14 protein-coding genes are annotated in these 15,633 nt (G+C 71.6%); 6 read left to right on the top strand and 8 right to left on the bottom strand.

From position 1 onward, the window contains the following. Positions 1-81: 81 nt before the first annotated feature. Both ACWEN0_RS10430 and lhgO read left to right on the top strand, forming a co-directional pair. Entirely contained in the window at positions 82-3,174 is a 3,093-nt protein-coding gene (locus ACWEN0_RS10430; RefSeq protein ID WP_451971327.1) for a BTAD domain-containing putative transcriptional regulator, read from the top strand. A 31-nt stretch (positions 3,175-3,205) separates the two neighbouring features. Next, positions 3,206-4,390, top strand: coding sequence for an L-2-hydroxyglutarate oxidase (gene lhgO / locus ACWEN0_RS10425; protein ID WP_451971324.1), 1,185 nt, complete (start codon positions 3,206-3,208; stop codon positions 4,388-4,390). Here lhgO and ACWEN0_RS10420 read toward each other — a convergent pair. Then, positions 4,387-5,388 carry a DUF3558 family protein gene (locus tag ACWEN0_RS10420; protein ID WP_451971321.1) on the bottom strand — a complete coding sequence of 334 codons (1,002 nt, stop codon included), beginning with the start codon at positions 5,386-5,388 and terminating at the stop codon, positions 4,387-4,389. The genes lhgO and ACWEN0_RS10420 overlap by 4 nt on opposite strands. A gap of 68 nt (positions 5,389-5,456) precedes the next feature. Beyond that, entirely contained in the window at positions 5,457-6,719 is a 1,263-nt protein-coding gene (serS, locus tag ACWEN0_RS10415; RefSeq protein WP_451971318.1) for a serine--tRNA ligase, read from the bottom strand. A gap of 120 nt (positions 6,720-6,839) precedes the next feature. Between serS and ACWEN0_RS10410 the strand changes: the two genes are divergently transcribed. Further along, the gene (locus tag ACWEN0_RS10410; RefSeq protein WP_451971316.1) at positions 6,840-8,132 is read left to right on the top strand and encodes an aspartate aminotransferase family protein; all 1,293 of its coding nucleotides are present in this window, start codon (positions 6,840-6,842) and stop codon (positions 8,130-8,132) included. On the opposite strand, the gene ACWEN0_RS10405 is transcribed toward ACWEN0_RS10410, so the two are convergent. Next, entirely contained in the window at positions 8,100-9,026 is a 927-nt protein-coding gene (locus ACWEN0_RS10405) for an SDR family NAD(P)-dependent oxidoreductase (RefSeq protein ID WP_451971313.1), read from the bottom strand. The genes ACWEN0_RS10410 and ACWEN0_RS10405 overlap by 33 nt on opposite strands. A gap of 102 nt (positions 9,027-9,128) precedes the next feature. Between ACWEN0_RS10405 and ACWEN0_RS10400 the strand changes: the two genes are divergently transcribed. Further along, positions 9,129-9,974: a helix-turn-helix transcriptional regulator gene (locus ACWEN0_RS10400; RefSeq protein WP_451971311.1), complete on the top strand. Its 846-nt coding sequence runs from the start codon at positions 9,129-9,131 to the stop codon at positions 9,972-9,974. On the opposite strand, the gene ACWEN0_RS10395 is transcribed toward ACWEN0_RS10400, so the two are convergent. The 5 genes from ACWEN0_RS10395 to ACWEN0_RS10375 form a co-directional block, all read right to left on the bottom strand. After that, complete coding sequence (locus tag ACWEN0_RS10395; RefSeq protein WP_451971308.1) at positions 9,971-10,798, bottom strand: hypothetical protein; 828 nt, start codon at positions 10,796-10,798, stop codon at positions 9,971-9,973. The genes ACWEN0_RS10400 and ACWEN0_RS10395 overlap by 4 nt on opposite strands. 82 nt (positions 10,799-10,880) lie before the next feature. Continuing rightward, entirely contained in the window at positions 10,881-11,795 is a 915-nt protein-coding gene (locus tag ACWEN0_RS10390) for a haloalkane dehalogenase (protein ID WP_451971305.1), read from the bottom strand. A gap of 69 nt (positions 11,796-11,864) precedes the next feature. Beyond that, a complete protein-coding gene (locus ACWEN0_RS10385) occupies positions 11,865-12,317 on the bottom strand; it encodes a DUF350 domain-containing protein (protein ID WP_400901572.1) in 453 nt (150 codons plus the stop codon). A gap of 44 nt (positions 12,318-12,361) precedes the next feature. Then, complete coding sequence (locus ACWEN0_RS10380; protein ID WP_451971302.1) at positions 12,362-13,528, bottom strand: glutathionylspermidine synthase family protein; 1,167 nt, start codon at positions 13,526-13,528, stop codon at positions 12,362-12,364. Further along, on the bottom strand, positions 13,529-14,077 hold the full coding sequence (locus ACWEN0_RS10375) for a hypothetical protein (RefSeq protein ID WP_451971299.1): 549 nt from the start codon (positions 14,075-14,077) through the stop codon (positions 13,529-13,531). 154 nt (positions 14,078-14,231) lie between these two features. Here ACWEN0_RS10375 and ACWEN0_RS10370 point away from each other — a divergent pair, with 154 nt between their 5' ends. Then, entirely contained in the window at positions 14,232-15,260 is a 1,029-nt protein-coding gene (locus ACWEN0_RS10370; protein WP_451971296.1) for a septum formation family protein, read from the top strand. Next, on the top strand, positions 15,260-15,610 hold the full coding sequence (locus ACWEN0_RS10365; RefSeq protein ID WP_451971293.1) for a metallopeptidase family protein: 351 nt from the start codon (positions 15,260-15,262) through the stop codon (positions 15,608-15,610). Before ACWEN0_RS10370 ends, ACWEN0_RS10365 begins: the two co-directional genes overlap by 1 nt. Positions 15,611-15,633: the final 23 nt, after the last annotated feature.

The raw sequence follows: 15,633 nt of genomic DNA, 5'->3' as shown, positions 1-15,633 counted from the left end.
TCAGGTGATTCACAGGCCCACACCGAAGGCCACTTTCGAGTGACAACTTCCCCTGGTCGGGGGACGCTTTAGGCTTTCATCATGCGTTTCGGAGTTCTGGGGGCCGTCGCGGCGTGGCGCGAGGACGGCACGCCCGTCGCGGTGGGCGGTCCGCGCTCCCGGACGTTGCTCGCGTTGCTCGCGCTGGAGGCCGGCCGGTTCGTCCCGGCCGAGCGGCTGATCGACGGCATGTACGGCGACCACCCGCCGGACGGCGCGGCCAACGCCCTGCAGTCCCAGGTCTCACGGCTGCGGGTGGCGCTGAAGGACCTCGCGCCGGTCGAGTTCACCGCCGCCGGGTACCGGTTGGTCGTCGAACCGGGCGAAGTGGACGTTCTCGCCTTCGAACGCCTGGTGCGCGAAGGCCGTTGGCTGCTGAAGGACGGCGGGCACGCCCGGGCCGCGTCCACTTTGGGCGAGGCGCTGGCGCTGTGGCGCGGGGCGGCCTTCACCGACCTGGCCGGCGCGCCGTTCGCGGTGGTCCAGGCCACCCGGCTCGGTGAACTGCGGGCCGAGGCGGTGGACGACCTCGTCGAAGCCCGGCTGGCCCTCGGGCAGGCCGACGACGTCGTCGCCGGGCTGCGGGAAACCGTCGCCGCGCACCCGCTGCGGGAACGGCCGCGGGCCCAGCTGGTGCGCGCGCTGGCCGCCGCGGGCCGGCCGGCCGACGCGCTCGCCGCGTTCGAGGACGCCCGGCGCACCCTGGCCGACGAGCTGGGCGCCGACCCCGGCCCGGAACTCGCCGAAGCCCACCTCGCCGTGCTTCGCGGCGAAACCGGGCAGCCGGCGATCCCGGCGCTGCCCGCGCAGCTGACCAGCTTCGTCGGCCGGACCGACGAGCTGCGGCAGGTGGCGGACCTGTTGACGCGCAGCCGGCTCGTGACGCTGACCGGCCCGGGCGGCACCGGCAAGACGCGGCTGGCCGTCGAGCTGAGCGCCGCCGAGGCCGGCCCGGTCGCTTTCGTCGAGCTCGCCCCGCACGGGGACGCCGACGTCGCCCGCGCGGTCCTCGGCGCACTCGGACTGCGGGAGCGCTCCTCTTCGGACCCGGCCGAGCGGCTGGTCTCGGCGTTGCGCGACCGCTCGGTGCTGCTGGTGCTCGACAACTGCGAGCACGTCGTCGACGTCGCGGCCCGGCTGACGGCGCGGCTGCTCGGCGCCTGCCCCGGCCTGCGGGTGCTGGCCACCAGCCGCGAGCCGCTCGGCATCACCGGCGAGCAGCTGGCGCCCGTACCGCGGCTGGCCGTCCCGCCGCCGGGTACGCCGGCCGCCGAGGCACTGGCGTACCCGGCGATCCGGCTCTTCGCCGACCGAGCGGCCGCGAGCAACCCGGCCTTCACCGTCGACGACACGACGATCGGCGACGTCCAGCACGTCTGCGCGGCGCTCGACGGCCTTCCGCTGGCCCTGGAGCTGGCCGCGGCGCGCGTCCGGAGTCTCGAGCTCGGGGACGTCGCGGCCCGGCTCGACGACCGGTTCCGGCTGCTCGCCCGGGGCAGCCGGACGGCCGAGGAGCGGCACCGCTCGCTGCGGGGCGTCGTCGAGTGGAGCTGGGACCTGCTCGGCGACGACGAACGCGAACTCGCGCGCCGGCTGACGGTGTTCCCCGGCGGCGCGACCCTCGACGCGGCGGCCGAAGTCTGCGGCGCCGACGCGGACCTGCTGCTCGAGCTGGCGGACAAGTCCTTCGTCGAAGCCGTCGGCGGGCGGTTCCGGATGCTCGAGACGATCCGCGCGTTCGGCGCGGAGAAGCTCGCCGAAGCGGGCGAGACGGACTCGTTCCACCGCGCGCACGCCGAGTACTTCCTGCGGTTAGCGGAAGAAGCCGACCCGATGCTGCGGACCGCCGCGCAGCTGGCGTGGCTCGACCGGATCGACGCCGAGTACGACAACCTCCTGGCCGCCCTGCGCTGGGCGACCGGGCACGACGTCCCGCTCGCGCTGCGGCTGGTGCCGCTGCTGGCGATGTACTGGTGGATGCGCGGACGGCGGTTCGAGGGCGCGGTGCTGTCGCTGGCCGTGGTGGAGCGCTGCGGGCCGGAAGCCCGCGAGGAGTACGTCGAGGAGTTCTTGGTGTGCGTGCTCGGCGCGCTGTCCGGGCAGCCGGACGAGTCGCTGGAGCAGTACCTGCCGCTGGTGCACCGCTACGCGACGAGCGTGGACTGGGCGCCCCGGCACCCGATCCTGGTGATGCTGCTGGGCGTGGTCGCCGGCCCGCCGGGCGACGACGAGCAGCTGCTCGGCCGCGGCGAGGCGCTGCTGGCCCAGGGCGACCCGTGGTCGTGGGCGCTGCTGCCGACCGGCATGGGCCTGCGCGCGATGATGTCCGGCGATCTGGCCGGCGCCGAGGAGGGGCTGCGCGAGGGCGCGGCGCAGTTCCGCGCGCTGGGTGAGCGGTGGGGCCTGTCGATGGCGCTCGACCACCTGTCGCAGCTGCTGTCGTGGCGCGGCGAGCACGGCGCCGCGCTGCCGATGATGGACGAGGCGCTGGGCCTGATGCACGAGATCGGCGCACGCGACGACGTCGCGGACCTGATCTGCCGTCGCGCCGGGACCCGGCTGCTGGCGGGCGACCGCGCCGGCGCCCGCGCGGACTACGAGCTGGCGGCGGCGACGGCCCGCCGCACCGGGATGCCCGAGTCGCGCTCGGCGGCCTACGTCGGCCTGGCGACCCTCGCGCGGCTGTCCGGCGATCTGGCCGCGGCCCGGGAGCTGTGCGAGCGCGCCCTGACCGAAAGCCCGGCGGGCTCGTTCTCGGCGGAGTCGGTCCGCGCGGCGGCGATGATCGCCCTCGGCTGGCTCGCGGTCGTCGAAGGACGCCCGGGCGAAGCCGCGCGGTGGCACCGCGAGGCCCTGCTCACCGGGCGGCGCAGGCACGCCGGGGACGTCGTGGCGTTCGCCCTGGAGGGCCTGGCCGGGGTCGCCGCGGCGGAGGCCCGCCCCGAGCAGGCGGCGCTGCTCCTGGGCAGCGCGGTGGCCGTGCGCGGGACGGCGATCAGCGGCGACCCGGACGTCGCGTCGGTGCGGGCCCGGGTCGTGGCGGCGCTCGGCGCCGAGGCGTTCGAGCGCGCGTACGGCACCGGGGCGGGCATGAGCGCGCAGAAGGCGCTGACCACGGCCGGGCTGGCGGACTGACGGCCACCCGGTTCGCGTAGCCTGGTCGATCGTGCGCAACGTGGTGGTCATCGGGGGCGGGATCGTCGGTCTGGCCGTGGCTTGGGAGCTGACCAGGCGCGGGCTGGACGTCACGGTGCTGGAGAAGGAGTCCCGCTGGGCTGCTCACCAGACCGGGCACAACTCGAACGTCGTCCATGCCGGCCTGTACTACAAGCCGGGGTCCTTCAAGGCGCGGATGTCCGTGGCCGGGAACCGGTCCATCGTGGACTTCGCGCGCCAGTACGGCGTGCCCGTCGAGGTGTGCGGGAAGCTCGTCGTCGCCACCGACGAACGCGAGGTCCCGGCGCTGAACACGCTCGCCGAGCGGGCCGAGGCGAACGGCGTCCCGGCGAAGAAGATCACCCCCGCCGAGGCGCGCGAGTACGAGCCCGAGGTGGCCTGCGTCGCCGCCCTGCGGGTCGAGTCCACTGGGATCATCGACTTCCCTGGCGTCTGCGAGGCGCTCGTCCGGCTGCTCGACGAAGCCGGCGTCGACCTGCGCCTGAACAGCCCCGCGCTGGCCATCCGGGCGGGCGCGAACGGCGGGGTCGAGGTCGCCACCGGCTCCGACGTCGTCGTCGCCGACGCCCTCGTGAACTGCGCCGGGCTGCACTCCGACCGGGTCGCGCGGATGGCGGGGATCACGCCCTCGGCGAAGATCGTGCCGTTCCGCGGCGAGTACTACGAGCTCAAGCCCGAGCGCCGCGGCCTGGTCAAGGGCCTGATCTACCCGGTGCCGGACCCGACCCTGCCGTTCCTCGGCGTGCACCTCACGCGGATGCTCGACGGCAGCGTCCACGCCGGCCCGAACGCCGTGCTGGCCCTGCGCCGCGAGGGCTACCGGTGGGCCGATTTCTCCGCGAAGGACGTCGCCGAGGTGGCGGCCTTCCCCGGGGCTTGGCGGCTCGCGAAGAAGTACGCGTTCCCGACCGGGCTCGACGAGGTCCGGCGCTCGTTCTCGAAGAAGCGGTTCGCCGCGAGCCTCGCGCGGCTCGTGCCGGCCGTCACCGAGGACGACATCGTCCGCCACGGCTCAGGCGTGCGCGCGCAGGCCATGCGCCGCGACGGCTCCCTCGTCGACGACTTCCTGATCGAGACCGCGCGCGACCAGGTGCACGTCCTGAACGCGCCCTCCCCGGCGGCGACGAGCGCGCTGGAGATCGCGCGCCACATCGCCGACCAGGTGTCCGCCTAGCCCGGCAGGTTCGCCGTCACCAGCGGCAGTGCCTGCCTGACCAGGTCGCAGGTCTTGGTGTCGTCGCCGATGAACCCGCTGACCACCTGGATCGACGACGTGTCGGTGATCGGCAGGGTCGCCCCGCAGGTGACGCGCAGGCCGCCCATGTTCGGGAAGAGGCCCCACTTCCGGCCGCCGACGTCGATGGTCTCGGTCGCGGTGACGCCCTTCGCGCCCGGCCATTCGGTGACCGGCGTGCTCGGGCCGAGCCAGACTTCGAACGCCTTCTGCCCCTGGTCGCCGTCGGTGTCGTCCCACAGGCAGTACATCGCGTTGGGCACGGCCGACGAGCTGTCCTTCTCCCCGGTCGGCGAGATGTTCTTCAGCTGCGCCACCTGGTCCGGCTTCAGCATCGTGCACGGGTCCAGCGACAGCAGCGGCCCGCCCGGCTCCGGCTTCGCCGACGTCGACGGCGTGAGCGGCGGCGCGTCCTGACCACCCGGCAGGTGCGCCGCGAACTGCGGGATGACGGTCTTCGCCAGCTCGCACGACTTGTCGATCGGCGGCCCCGAAACGCTGACGAACGCGAAGGACTTGTCGCCGAGCAGGGCGTACATCGAGCAGTCGTCGGCGAGGATCGACGGGTACTGCGTCCAGGTGAACCCGCCGAGCTGCTGCGGCGCGGACTTCGGGACGGCGCCGGCGATGTACTCGTTGAAGTCCATGTCCTTCGCCAGGCCGACGTTGAGGATCTGCGACGGCTCGACGTCTTCGTTGGAGTGCCACAGGCACATCGGCGGCTGGAGGCGGTCCTTGTCCTCCGGCACCGACCGCCCCGGGGACTGGTAACCGAGCGCGTCGATCTGGGCCTGGTCCAGCAGCTTGCAGGCGTCGACGGTCGTGACGACCGGGCCCTGGCCGGGCACCGGTGCCGCCGAGCCGCCGACGGCCACCGTGCAGCCGGACACCACGGTCAGGGCCGCCAGAGCCGCCACGACCTGCCACTTCATGCGCATGCGATGAGTCCTCCCGTTCGGCCGCACCCTACTGGGACGAACGGGCGAGCAGCGGGGATCCGCCCGATTCAGCGCGGCGTCAGGACTTCCTTGCCGCCGACGAACGGCCGCAGCGCCTCGGGCACCCGGACGGAGCCGTCTTCCTGCTGGTGGTTCTCGACGATCGCGACGATCCACCGCGTGGTGGCCAGGGTGCCGTTGAGCGTCGCGGCGATCTGGGGCTTGCCGTTCTCGCCGCGGTAGCGGACCGAGAGGCGGCGGGCCTGGAACGTCGTGCAGTTGGACGTCGAGGTCAGCTCGCGGTAGGTGTCCTGGGTCGGGATCCACGCCTCGCAGTCGAACTTGCGGTGCGCGGACGTGCCGAGGTCGCCGGTCGCGGTGTCGATCACCCGGTAGGGCACCTCGATCTTCGCGAGCATCTGCTCTTCCCAGCCGAGCAGCCGCTCGTGCTCCGCTTCGGCGTCCTCCGGCTTGGCGTAGACGAACATCTCCACCTTGTCGAACTGGTGGACGCGGATGATGCCGCGGGTGTCCTTGCCGTACGAGCCCGCTTCGCGGCGGTAGCAGGACGACCAGCCCGCGTAGCGGTTCGGGCCGTCGTTCAGGTCGAGGATCTCGTCGGCGTGGAAGCCCGCGAGCGGCACCTCCGACGTGCCGACGAGGTACAGGTCGTCGTCCTCGAGGTGGTAGATCTCGCTCGAGTGCTGGCCGAGGAAGCCGGTGCCGGCCATGATCTCCGGGCGGACCAGCGACGGCGTGATCATCGGCGTGAAGCCGTTTTCGAGTGCCTGCGCGATGGCCATGTTGAGCAGGCCGAGCTGCAGCTGCGCGCCGACGCCGGTGAGGAAGTAGAACCGCGAGCCCGAAACCTTGGCGCCGCGTTCCATGTCGACGCCGCCGAGGGCTTCGAGCAGCTCGAGGTGGTCCTTCGGGGCGAACTCGAACTTCGTCGGCTCGCCGACGTGCTTGAGCACGGTGAAATCGTCTTCGCCGCCGACCGGCGCGTCCGGGTGCACGAGGTTCGGCAGGGTGCGGAAGAGCTGGTCGAACTCCTCCGACGCCGTGTTCTGCTCGGCTTCGGCGGCCTTGACCTGCGCGGCGAGCTCCTTGGCCGTGGCCAGCAGCTGCTGCTTCTCCTCCGGCGGCGCCTTCGGGATCTGCTTGCCCAGGAGCTTCTGCTCGTTGCGCAGCTTGTCGGCAGCCGCGATCGAAGACCGGCGCCGGGAGTCGAGGGAGAGCAGCTTGTCGACCACTCCCTCGTCTTCACCACGGGCGCGCTGCGACGCGCGCACGGCCTCCGGGTCTTCGCGCAGTGTCCTGGGGTCAATCACGAGGACAAAGGGTAGTCCGTACAGACTGTGCGGCCCTACTGGGTTATCCCGACAGTCTGATCGTTGAAGCGCTGTTCACGGCCTCCTCATACTCCAGGGAAACCGCAGAGGAGGCGTTCGATGACCGACGAGCTGCTCGCCCGGCACCGCGCTGTCATGCCGTCCTGGATGTCGCTGCTCTACGAAGAGCCGATCGAGATCGTGCACGCGCACGACCGGCGGATGACGGACTCGCAGGGCCGCACGTACCTCGACTTCTTCGCCGGGGTGCTGACCAACTCGATGGGCTACGACGTCGCGGAGATCGGCGACGCGGTCCGCAAGCAGCTCGACACCGGCATCCTGCACACCTCGACGCTGTACCTGATCCGCTCGCAGGTCGAGCTGGCCGAGCGGATCGCGAAGCTGTCGAACATCCCGGACGCCAAGGTGTTCTTCACCAACTCCGGCAGCGAGGCCAACGACACGGCGTTGATGCTGGCGACGCAGTTCCGGCGCAGCAACCAGGTGCTGGCGATGCGGAACTCCTACCACGGCCGGTCCTTCGGGACGGTCGCGATCACCGGCAACCGCGGCTGGTCGGCGTCGGCGCTGAGCCCGGTGAAGGTCAACTACGTCCACGGCGGCTACCGCTACCGCAGCCCGTTCCGGGACCTGTCGGACGCGGACTACATCAAGGCCTGCGTCGCGGACCTCGTCGACGTGCTCGACACGGCGACCGCGGGCGACGTCGCCTGCCTGATCGCCGAGCCGATCCAGGGCGTCGGCGGGTTCAGCCTGCCGCCGGACGGCCTGTTCCGCGCCATGAAGGAGGTCCTCGACTCCTACGGCGTGCTCTTCGTCTCCGACGAGGTCCAGACCGGCTGGGGCCGCACGGGCGAGCACTTCTGGGGCATCGACGCGCACGGCGTCACGCCGGACATGATGACGTTCGCGAAGGGCCTCGGGAACGGCCTCGCGGTGGGCGGCGTGGTCGCCCGCGGAGATGTCCTGGACTGCTTCCAGGCCCAGTCGTTCTCCACGTTCGGCGGCAACCCGGTCTCGATGGCCGGCGCGACGGCGGTGCTCGACTACATCAAGGACCACGACCTGCAGGCGAACTGTGCGGCCCGCGGGTCGCAGCTGCTCGATGGGCTGCGCGCCGCGTCGTCGCCGCTGGTGGCGGAGGTGCGTGGCAAGGGCCTGATGATCGGCGTCGAGCTGATCAAGCCGGGCACCACCGAGCCGTTCGTGGCGGCGGCCGCGCGGATGCTCGAGGAGACGAAGAAGCGCGGCCTGCTGATCGGCAAGGGCGGCCTGCACGGCAACGTCCTGCGCCTGGGCCCGCCGATGACCCTCACCGCCGACGAAGCCCAGGAAGGGCTGGACATCCTGGTCGACTCACTGGCGGCCACCCACGCGGCGCTCGCCTAGCAGCTCGGCGGTCGCCTCCCACAGCCGGCGCTCACGACCACGGTCGTGGGCGACCGGCTGGACCTCCGTGAGCTTGTCCTTCACCACGAACGCGCCGTCGCGCAGGTGGGCCCACTTCTCGTCGACGGCCATCGCGGCGAGCAGCGGCCCCGAGCGTTGCGGCGTCGAGACGCCGGGGATCCGGGCCAGGGCGCGGCTGATCGCCTGGAACGCCGCGGGGGCGCCGCGGCCCAGCGCGGTGCCGGGCATCCAGCCCGGTTCGAACACGGACACGTGGACGTCCGTGTGCCGCTGCAGCTCGTGGGCGTAGTAGAGGATCGCCAGCTTGGCGTTCGAGTAGGCGACGCCGGAGGCCGCCATGCCGGGCTCGCCGGTGCCCGGGCGGGCGAGTTCGAGCGGGTCGGCCCAGTCGGCCTCGGCCACGTGGAGGAGCTTGCGCCAGAAGTTGGCGTGGTAGGTGTTCGAGCCGATCAGCACGATCCGCGCCGGGGCGGCGAACGAACCGAGCAGGTCGCCGATGAGCTGGGCGTGCGCGAGGTGGTTGACGGCGAAGGTCAGCTCGTAGCCGTCGGCCGAGGCACGCCGGGTGTCGGCCGACATCACGCCGGCGTTGGCGACCAGCGCGCGCAGCGGCCGCACCGCACCGGTTTCGAGCAGCTCGCGCGCGGTGGCCGCGGCGGCGCGGACGTCGGCGAGGCTCGCCAGGTCGCAGCCGATCTCGCGGACGGTGGCGCCAAGCGAGCGGGCTTCGTCGGCGACGGCGGTCAGGTCGGGTCCGGCACGTCCGACGAGCAGCAGATCTGGCCGTTCGGGGCGGGCGGCGAGGGCCAGCACGGCGTGGCGGCCCAGGTTGCGGGTGGGGCCGGTGATGAGCACGGTTCCGGGTTCGGTCATGGCTCCAGCCTGCGAAAACGGCCGGACGGCAACCAGTCGTCCGGTTTTCGTAGGACTGCCAGGGCCAGGACAACCGGCGTCGGCTCGTCCAGAATGGACGGCGTGGAGGAGTGGGAGTTCGGCCGGACGGTGCGCCGCTGGCGAGACCGCCTGGCGCCCGAGGACGTCGGCGTCCCGGCGGGCCGCCGGCGCCGGGCCAGCGGGCTGCGCCGCGAAGAGCTGGCCGCCCTCGCCGGCATCTCGGCCGACTACCTGACCCGCCTCGAGCAGGGCCGCGCGACGGCCCCGTCGGCGCAGGTCGTGGAGTCGCTGGCCCGGGCACTGCGCGTGTCCGACGTCGAACGCGACCTGCTCCACCGCCTGGCGGGCCACGCGGCCCCGGGCCCGGACGTCGTGCCGTCGCGGATCACGCCGAGCGTGCAGCGGCTGCTCGACCGGCTGTCGCACACCCCGGTGGTCGTCTACGACGCCACCTGGACGCTCGTGCTGGCGAACGCGCCGTTCAACGCGCTGATGGGCGACACGACGAGCTGGCGCGGCCTGGACCGCAACGCCGTCTGGCGCACCGTCACGCACCTGCCGTCCCGGGTCGTCCACACCCCGCAGGAGCAGGCCGAACACGAGGCCAGGCTCGTCGCCGACCTGCGCCTGACGGCGTCGCGCTACCCCGCCGACCACGCCCTGCGGCGCTTGGTCGCGGACCTGACCGCGGGCAGCCCGCGCTTCGCCGAGCTGTGGAACGCCGAAGCCCCACCACCGTTGACGGACCCCTCCCGCCGCAAGACGATCGACCACCCGGCGGTCGGCCCGATCACCCTCGACTGCGACACCCTGCTGGTCACCCTCGACGACCTGCGCATCAGCGTCTACACGGCGGAGCCCGGCACCGAGGACGCCGACCGCTTGGAGCTCGCCACCGTCCTCGGCACCCAGTCCCTGGAGGTCTAGTCGACCGCGTTCACGTCGGACGGCGGCGCGTCGAGATCGCAGTAAGAGAACAGCTCGGTGCGCTTGTCGTCGGTGCCGGGCGGGATGTTCTGCAGGGGCACGACCCAGGTGCTGCGTTCGCCGGGTGAGCAGGACGGACTCGCCGGCGCCGGCTGCGGGCTGCCGGCCGGGTTGCCCTTCCCATCGGGCGGCAGCAGCCCGCCACCGACGATCTTGCCGCCGGCATCGCGGAACACCACCGCGGTCCGGCGGCCGGCCAGCGCCCGGCAGTTGGCCGACCGCTCGGTGTACCGGACGACGTCGGCGGGCACCGAGGCCGTGGCCCGCGTGGTGGACTCGTAGGTGTCCGTCACCGGACTGAACGCACCGAGCGCCCCGGCGGGCAGCCAGGTGGTCGTGCCCACCTCGACGTCCGCCGAGACGACCCGGTTCGTCGCGCTGACGCCGATGAGCGGCCGGCCCACACCCACGCGCTGACCCGGCATGAGCACCGGGATCTCCATCGTCATCAGCGGCCCCTGGACGGGCCCCGGAGGCAACCCGTCGACCGACACGACGACCTTGAGCGTCACCCTGGTCCGGTAGGCGATCCGATCACCCGTGTTGCGCAGGACCGCCCCCATGCTCACCAAACCGGCGGTCGAAACCCCTTTGTCCTCGACTTCGATCCCGCCCGTCACGGGCACCGGCGCCTCGCGAACCGACGCCGGGATGTCACACGGCCCCGCCGCCGGTTCACCCCGAGCCGACAGCACCACAGCGGTCACCCCACCGGCGGCGACCACCACGACCGCGGCCACGACCAGGAGCTTTCGTCTTGTCATTCGTAGTACCGCTTCTTGAGCTCGGCCACCTTGACCTGGAAGTCCTCCTCGCGGCCGGTTCCGGGCAAGATCCGAACCGAGCTCAGCCCCGCACGAAGGTCACGACGTGCCGGGCCAGTTCCTCGCCCGCGTCTTCCTGCAGGAAGTGGCCGGCGCCGGCGATCACCGGGTGTTCCAGGCCCTGGGCGCCCTTCATCGAGCGCTGCAGGATCGGGGCCATTCCGCCCGTGATCGGGTCGCCGTCGGAGAAGGCCACCAGGAACGGGATTTCCAGCTCCGTCAACGTCTTCCACGCCGCGCGGTTCGCTTCCGACGCCGGGTCGTCCGGGCGGTACGGGACCAGGGACGGCATCGCGCGCGGGGCGGCCTTGTACATCTCGTTCGGGAACGGTGCGTCGTAGGCCGCGCGCTCCTCGTCCGACAACGTTGACCGGCACCCCGATTGGACGAAGCGCGCGATGTCGAGCACCTGGGCGTTCTCGACGGCTTCGCGGAACTTGTGCCACACCGGCGGCATGTCGACGTCGCCGGTGGGCAGGCCCGTGTTGGCCGCCACCACCCGGGCGAAGCGCGAGGGGTTCTCCGCGACCAGGCGCAGCCCGATCAGGCCGCCCCAGTCCTGGCCGACCAGGGTCACGTCCCGCAGGTCGAGGGCGTCGAACGCGAAGGCACGCATCCACTCCACGTGCCGCGCGTAGGTGTGGTCCACCAGGTCGCCCGGCTTGTCGGACCGGCCGAAGCCGACCAGGTCCGGCGCGATCGCGCGCAAGCCCGCGGCTGCCAGGACCGGGAGCATCTTGCGGTAGAGGTAGGACCAGCTCGGCTCGCCGTGCAGCAGCAGCACCACGGGACCGTCCGCCGGTCCGGCCTCCACGTACCCCACTCTGATCACGCCGTCGTACGGGTCGTCGAGCTCCGCGTACTTCGGCTCGAAGGGGAAGTCGGGCAGGTCCGTGAACCGGTCGTCCGGTGTCCTCAGCAGGCGCACGAACCCCACGCTAGTGCGAACGGGCGAACGCGGCCACGCCCGTGGGCCATCCCCACCGGATGGCCCACGACGAGCGGATCAGGAGATGCCGACCGCGATCACGAGACCCAGCGCGATGTGCGCGGCCGCGACCACGACGCTGGCCGGTTCGAACTTCTCACTCTCGATCATCGAGCCGACGTCGATCCGGGTCGCCCACTCCAGCAGCCGCACCGCGATCACCTGCACGGCGATCCCGAGCAGGCCGTAGACGAGCGACGTGATCAGACCGCCGGTCAGGTCGCTGGCCGAGTTGAAGATCGCCACCACGATGATGAACGACATCGCGAGCAGCCCGGACGCGGTGATGATCACGGCGTTCGGCAGGCCCGCGTGCACCAGCTTCGACAGCTTGCCCGGCGTGGTCCAGTCGATCGCGTAGAAGCCGGCGAACATCAGCAGCAGGCCGACGACGCCGTACAGCAGGATCGCACCGATCCCCCGCACGAGGTCGGAGCCGAACGTGTCGGACAGCGCAAGGGTCGTGTTCACGAATTGTCTCCCAGGAGAAAGGGCTGATCAGCGACGGTGTTGTATCACGCTTCGGGGATGCGATGTGGGACAAATGCGGCACCGTCGTCGGTGACGAGCCCACCGGTCTCCCGGATGCCCAGGCCGGCGGAGCCGTCGCCGACGATCCACGCGCCCAGCGCCGGCCGGTAGCCGTCGAACTCGGGCAGCGGGTCGAACGCCTGGTAGACGAACCCTTCGGCGCCGTAGACGCCGTCCGTCTGGGTCTCGTAGCCGGTCGCGACGATCTGGACGTTCGCGCCCTCGCGGCCCAGCTTCGGCTTGCGGACGTACTCGGTGAGCAGGCCGGGGTCGTCGGCGAACGCGGGCAGCAGGTTCGGGTGGCCCGGGTAGTTCTCCCACAGGATCGCCAGCAGCGTCTTGTTGGAGAGGATCATCTTCCAGAGCGGCTCGATCCACAGCGTCCGCGGCAGCGACTCGACGGCGTGGCGGCCGAACTCCTCGTCGACCACCCACTCCCACGGGTACAGCTTCAGCACGGTCGCCATCTGGGACTCTTCGAGGTCGACGAACCGCTTGAGCACCGGGTCCCAGCCGATCTCCTCGATCGCCAGGCCCACCGTGTCGAGCCCGGCTTCGGCCGCGGTCTCCTGCAGGTACGCCGTGGTGACGTTGTCCTCGCCGGTCGGGTCGGCGGCCGACCAGGTGAAGTGCAGCTCGTTCGACGGCAGCTTGTCCTGCAGCTGCCCCCAGCGCTCGACGAGCTTCTCGTGGATGGAGTTCCACTGGTCGTCGTCCGGGAAGACGTCGGTCTTCCAGTGCCACTGCAGCAGCGACGCTTCCAGCAGCGTGGTCGGCGTGTCCGCGTTGTACTCGAGCAGCTTCGCCGGCGACTTGCCGTCGTAGCGCAGGTCGAACCGGCCGTAGACGTGCGGGTCCTGCCGCTTCCACGACTCGGCGATGTGCGGCCAGACCCACTCCGGGATGCCGAAGCGCTGGTAGCCCTCGGTCGTCACGACGTTGTCGACGGCCTCCAGGCACATCGAATGGAGCAGTTCGACGTCCGCTTCGAGCGAGAGGACCTCGTCCATGTCGAAGACGTAGTGCACCGACTCGTCCCAGTACGGCCGCATGCGGCCGCTGCTGTCGCGGGCCGGCGTGCCGTAGACGAGTCCCTGTTCCTCGACGATCCGCTGCCAGTCGCGCCGCGGCTCACGCCGGTCCCGGTACACCTACGATCCCCCGCTCTTGCCGCTGCCGCCGGTGCCCCCGGTGCTGCCGCTCTTGCCGCTGATGCCGAAGCCGCCGCGCTGGACGGACTTGCCGGACTTCGTGTTGACGTTGGTGCGCGACGACGGCGCGTCGTAGCTGCCGCCGGAGACGTGCTGCCCGATCGAGCCAGTGCCGCCGTAGTTGTACCGGTAGCTCTGGTAGTTGCCGTTGCCGATCGGGATGAACCAGAACCCGCCGCTGGAGTAGCCGTGATGGCTCGTGACGTAGTTCTCGTCGCAGTTGTCGTCGTTCTGGACGACACCGCTCGCGTCGGTGCAGACGGCGGTGACGTTCTCCGTCCTGGCGACCGAGTAGAACGTCGCGACCAGGCCGACGAGGCCGACCGTGACGCCGCTGCCGATCAGGATCTTGCGCCGCGTGGCCGCCTTCGCGTCGGCCTGGCGGGCGAGTTCGTCGTCGCGTTCCTGCTGGGCGATCGCCTGCTGGCGCGCCCGCTGTTCCGCGATCGAGGGTTGCTTGGGTTGCGTGTTCGAGTCCTGAAACCTCATCGAACCGCGCCTGGGCGGCTCGGGGGGCGGCTGGTCCCCAGTACTGTTGTCCTGCGTCATGTGCGCTCCGTAATCACCGGCCACCACGAAACCGTGACCACCCTAACCACCCGGATCGCGCACGTCGCGCGCGGCGCGGGCATCATGGACTGCGATGTCTCCCAGCGCCGATCGGTTCCCCACCGCCACGCAGACGCTGCGCACCCGCGTCGTGATGGGCGGGATCTTCGCGGGCGCGCTCATCGCGCTCGCCCTCAGTGTCGTCTTCTCGTGGAGCGACGGCATCGCCGGCGGGGCCGGTGGCGGCGCCGGCAAGCTCTCGGCCGAGGCCGAAGCAGCCTTCCACTCACCCCCCGGCAGCTGCCTGAGCTGGGACAACCCGGACGCGAGCGACGCGCGCAAGGTCGCTTGCACCCAGCCGCACCTGTTCGAGGTGACCACGCTGGTCGACATCGGCGCCCAGTTCCCGGCCGGCGCGCCGGTGCCCTCGCTGGACCAGTGGCAGCAGATCGCGCAGCAGAAGTGCACCGCGGACGTGAAGCCCTACCTCGGCCACCCGCTCGACCCGTACGGGAAGCTCACGACGAACCTGCTGCGCCCGACGACGTCGCAGTGGGACGACGGCGACCGCCAGCTGCGGTGCGGGCTGCAGTGGGCGGGCCCGGGCGGCAAGCTGCTGCCGACCACCGGGCCGGCGAAGAGCCAGGACCAGTCCCTGGTCTTCGAGCCGGGCACCTGCCTCGCACTGCAGGGCAAGGGCGTCGGCGACCCGATCGACTGCGCGCAGCCGCACTCGTACGAGATCATCGCGACGCTGAACCTGCAGGACAAGTTCAAGGAGGGCTACCCCTCCCAGAACGACCAGAAGGCCTGGCTCGACACCGAGTGCACCAAGCAGGCGGCGGACTACACCGGCGGCGCCGACCTGGACGCGAAGAAGCTGATCCTGACCTGGGACCTGCGGGAGCAGGAGAGCTGGGACGCCGGGTCGGCCAAGGTCAACTGCAAGGTGGCGGCCCTGCTGCCGGACAAGAGCGGCCTGCAGGCGGTCACCGGCAGCGTCAAGGCGGCCCCCGGCGGTCCCGACGGCGGCCAGCCCCAGGACGGCGGCCAGCCTTCGGACGGCGGCGGCGGCCCGGCGACGTCGAGCTCGGCCCCGCCGTCCACGAAGACGTCCGGCTGATGCCCGTCGAGATGAGCCGGGAGCGGTTCGAGGAACTGGTCTCGGAAGCCCTGGACGAGGTGCCGGCCGAGTTCGCCAAGGCGATGGACAACGTGGTCGTGCTCGTCGAGGAGTTCAACGAAGAGGCGCCGGACATCCTCGGGCTCTACCACGGCATCGCGCTGACCGAGCGGACCTCGTCGTACGGTGGGGTGCTGCCCGACCGGATCTCGATCTACCGGCAGCCGATCCTCTCGATGTGCGAGGACGAGGACGAGGTCGTCGAGGAGGTCCTCGTCACCGTCGTGCACGAGCTGGGCCACCACTTCGGCATCGACGACGCCCGCCTCCACGAGCTCGGCTGGGGCTGAGCTCCCACTAGTAGCGACAACGT

This window comes from Amycolatopsis sp. NPDC004378 (genome assembly GCF_053602455.1).
Note: the sequence above shows the minus strand (reverse complement) of the source record. Positions and strands in the feature narration are given on the sequence as shown.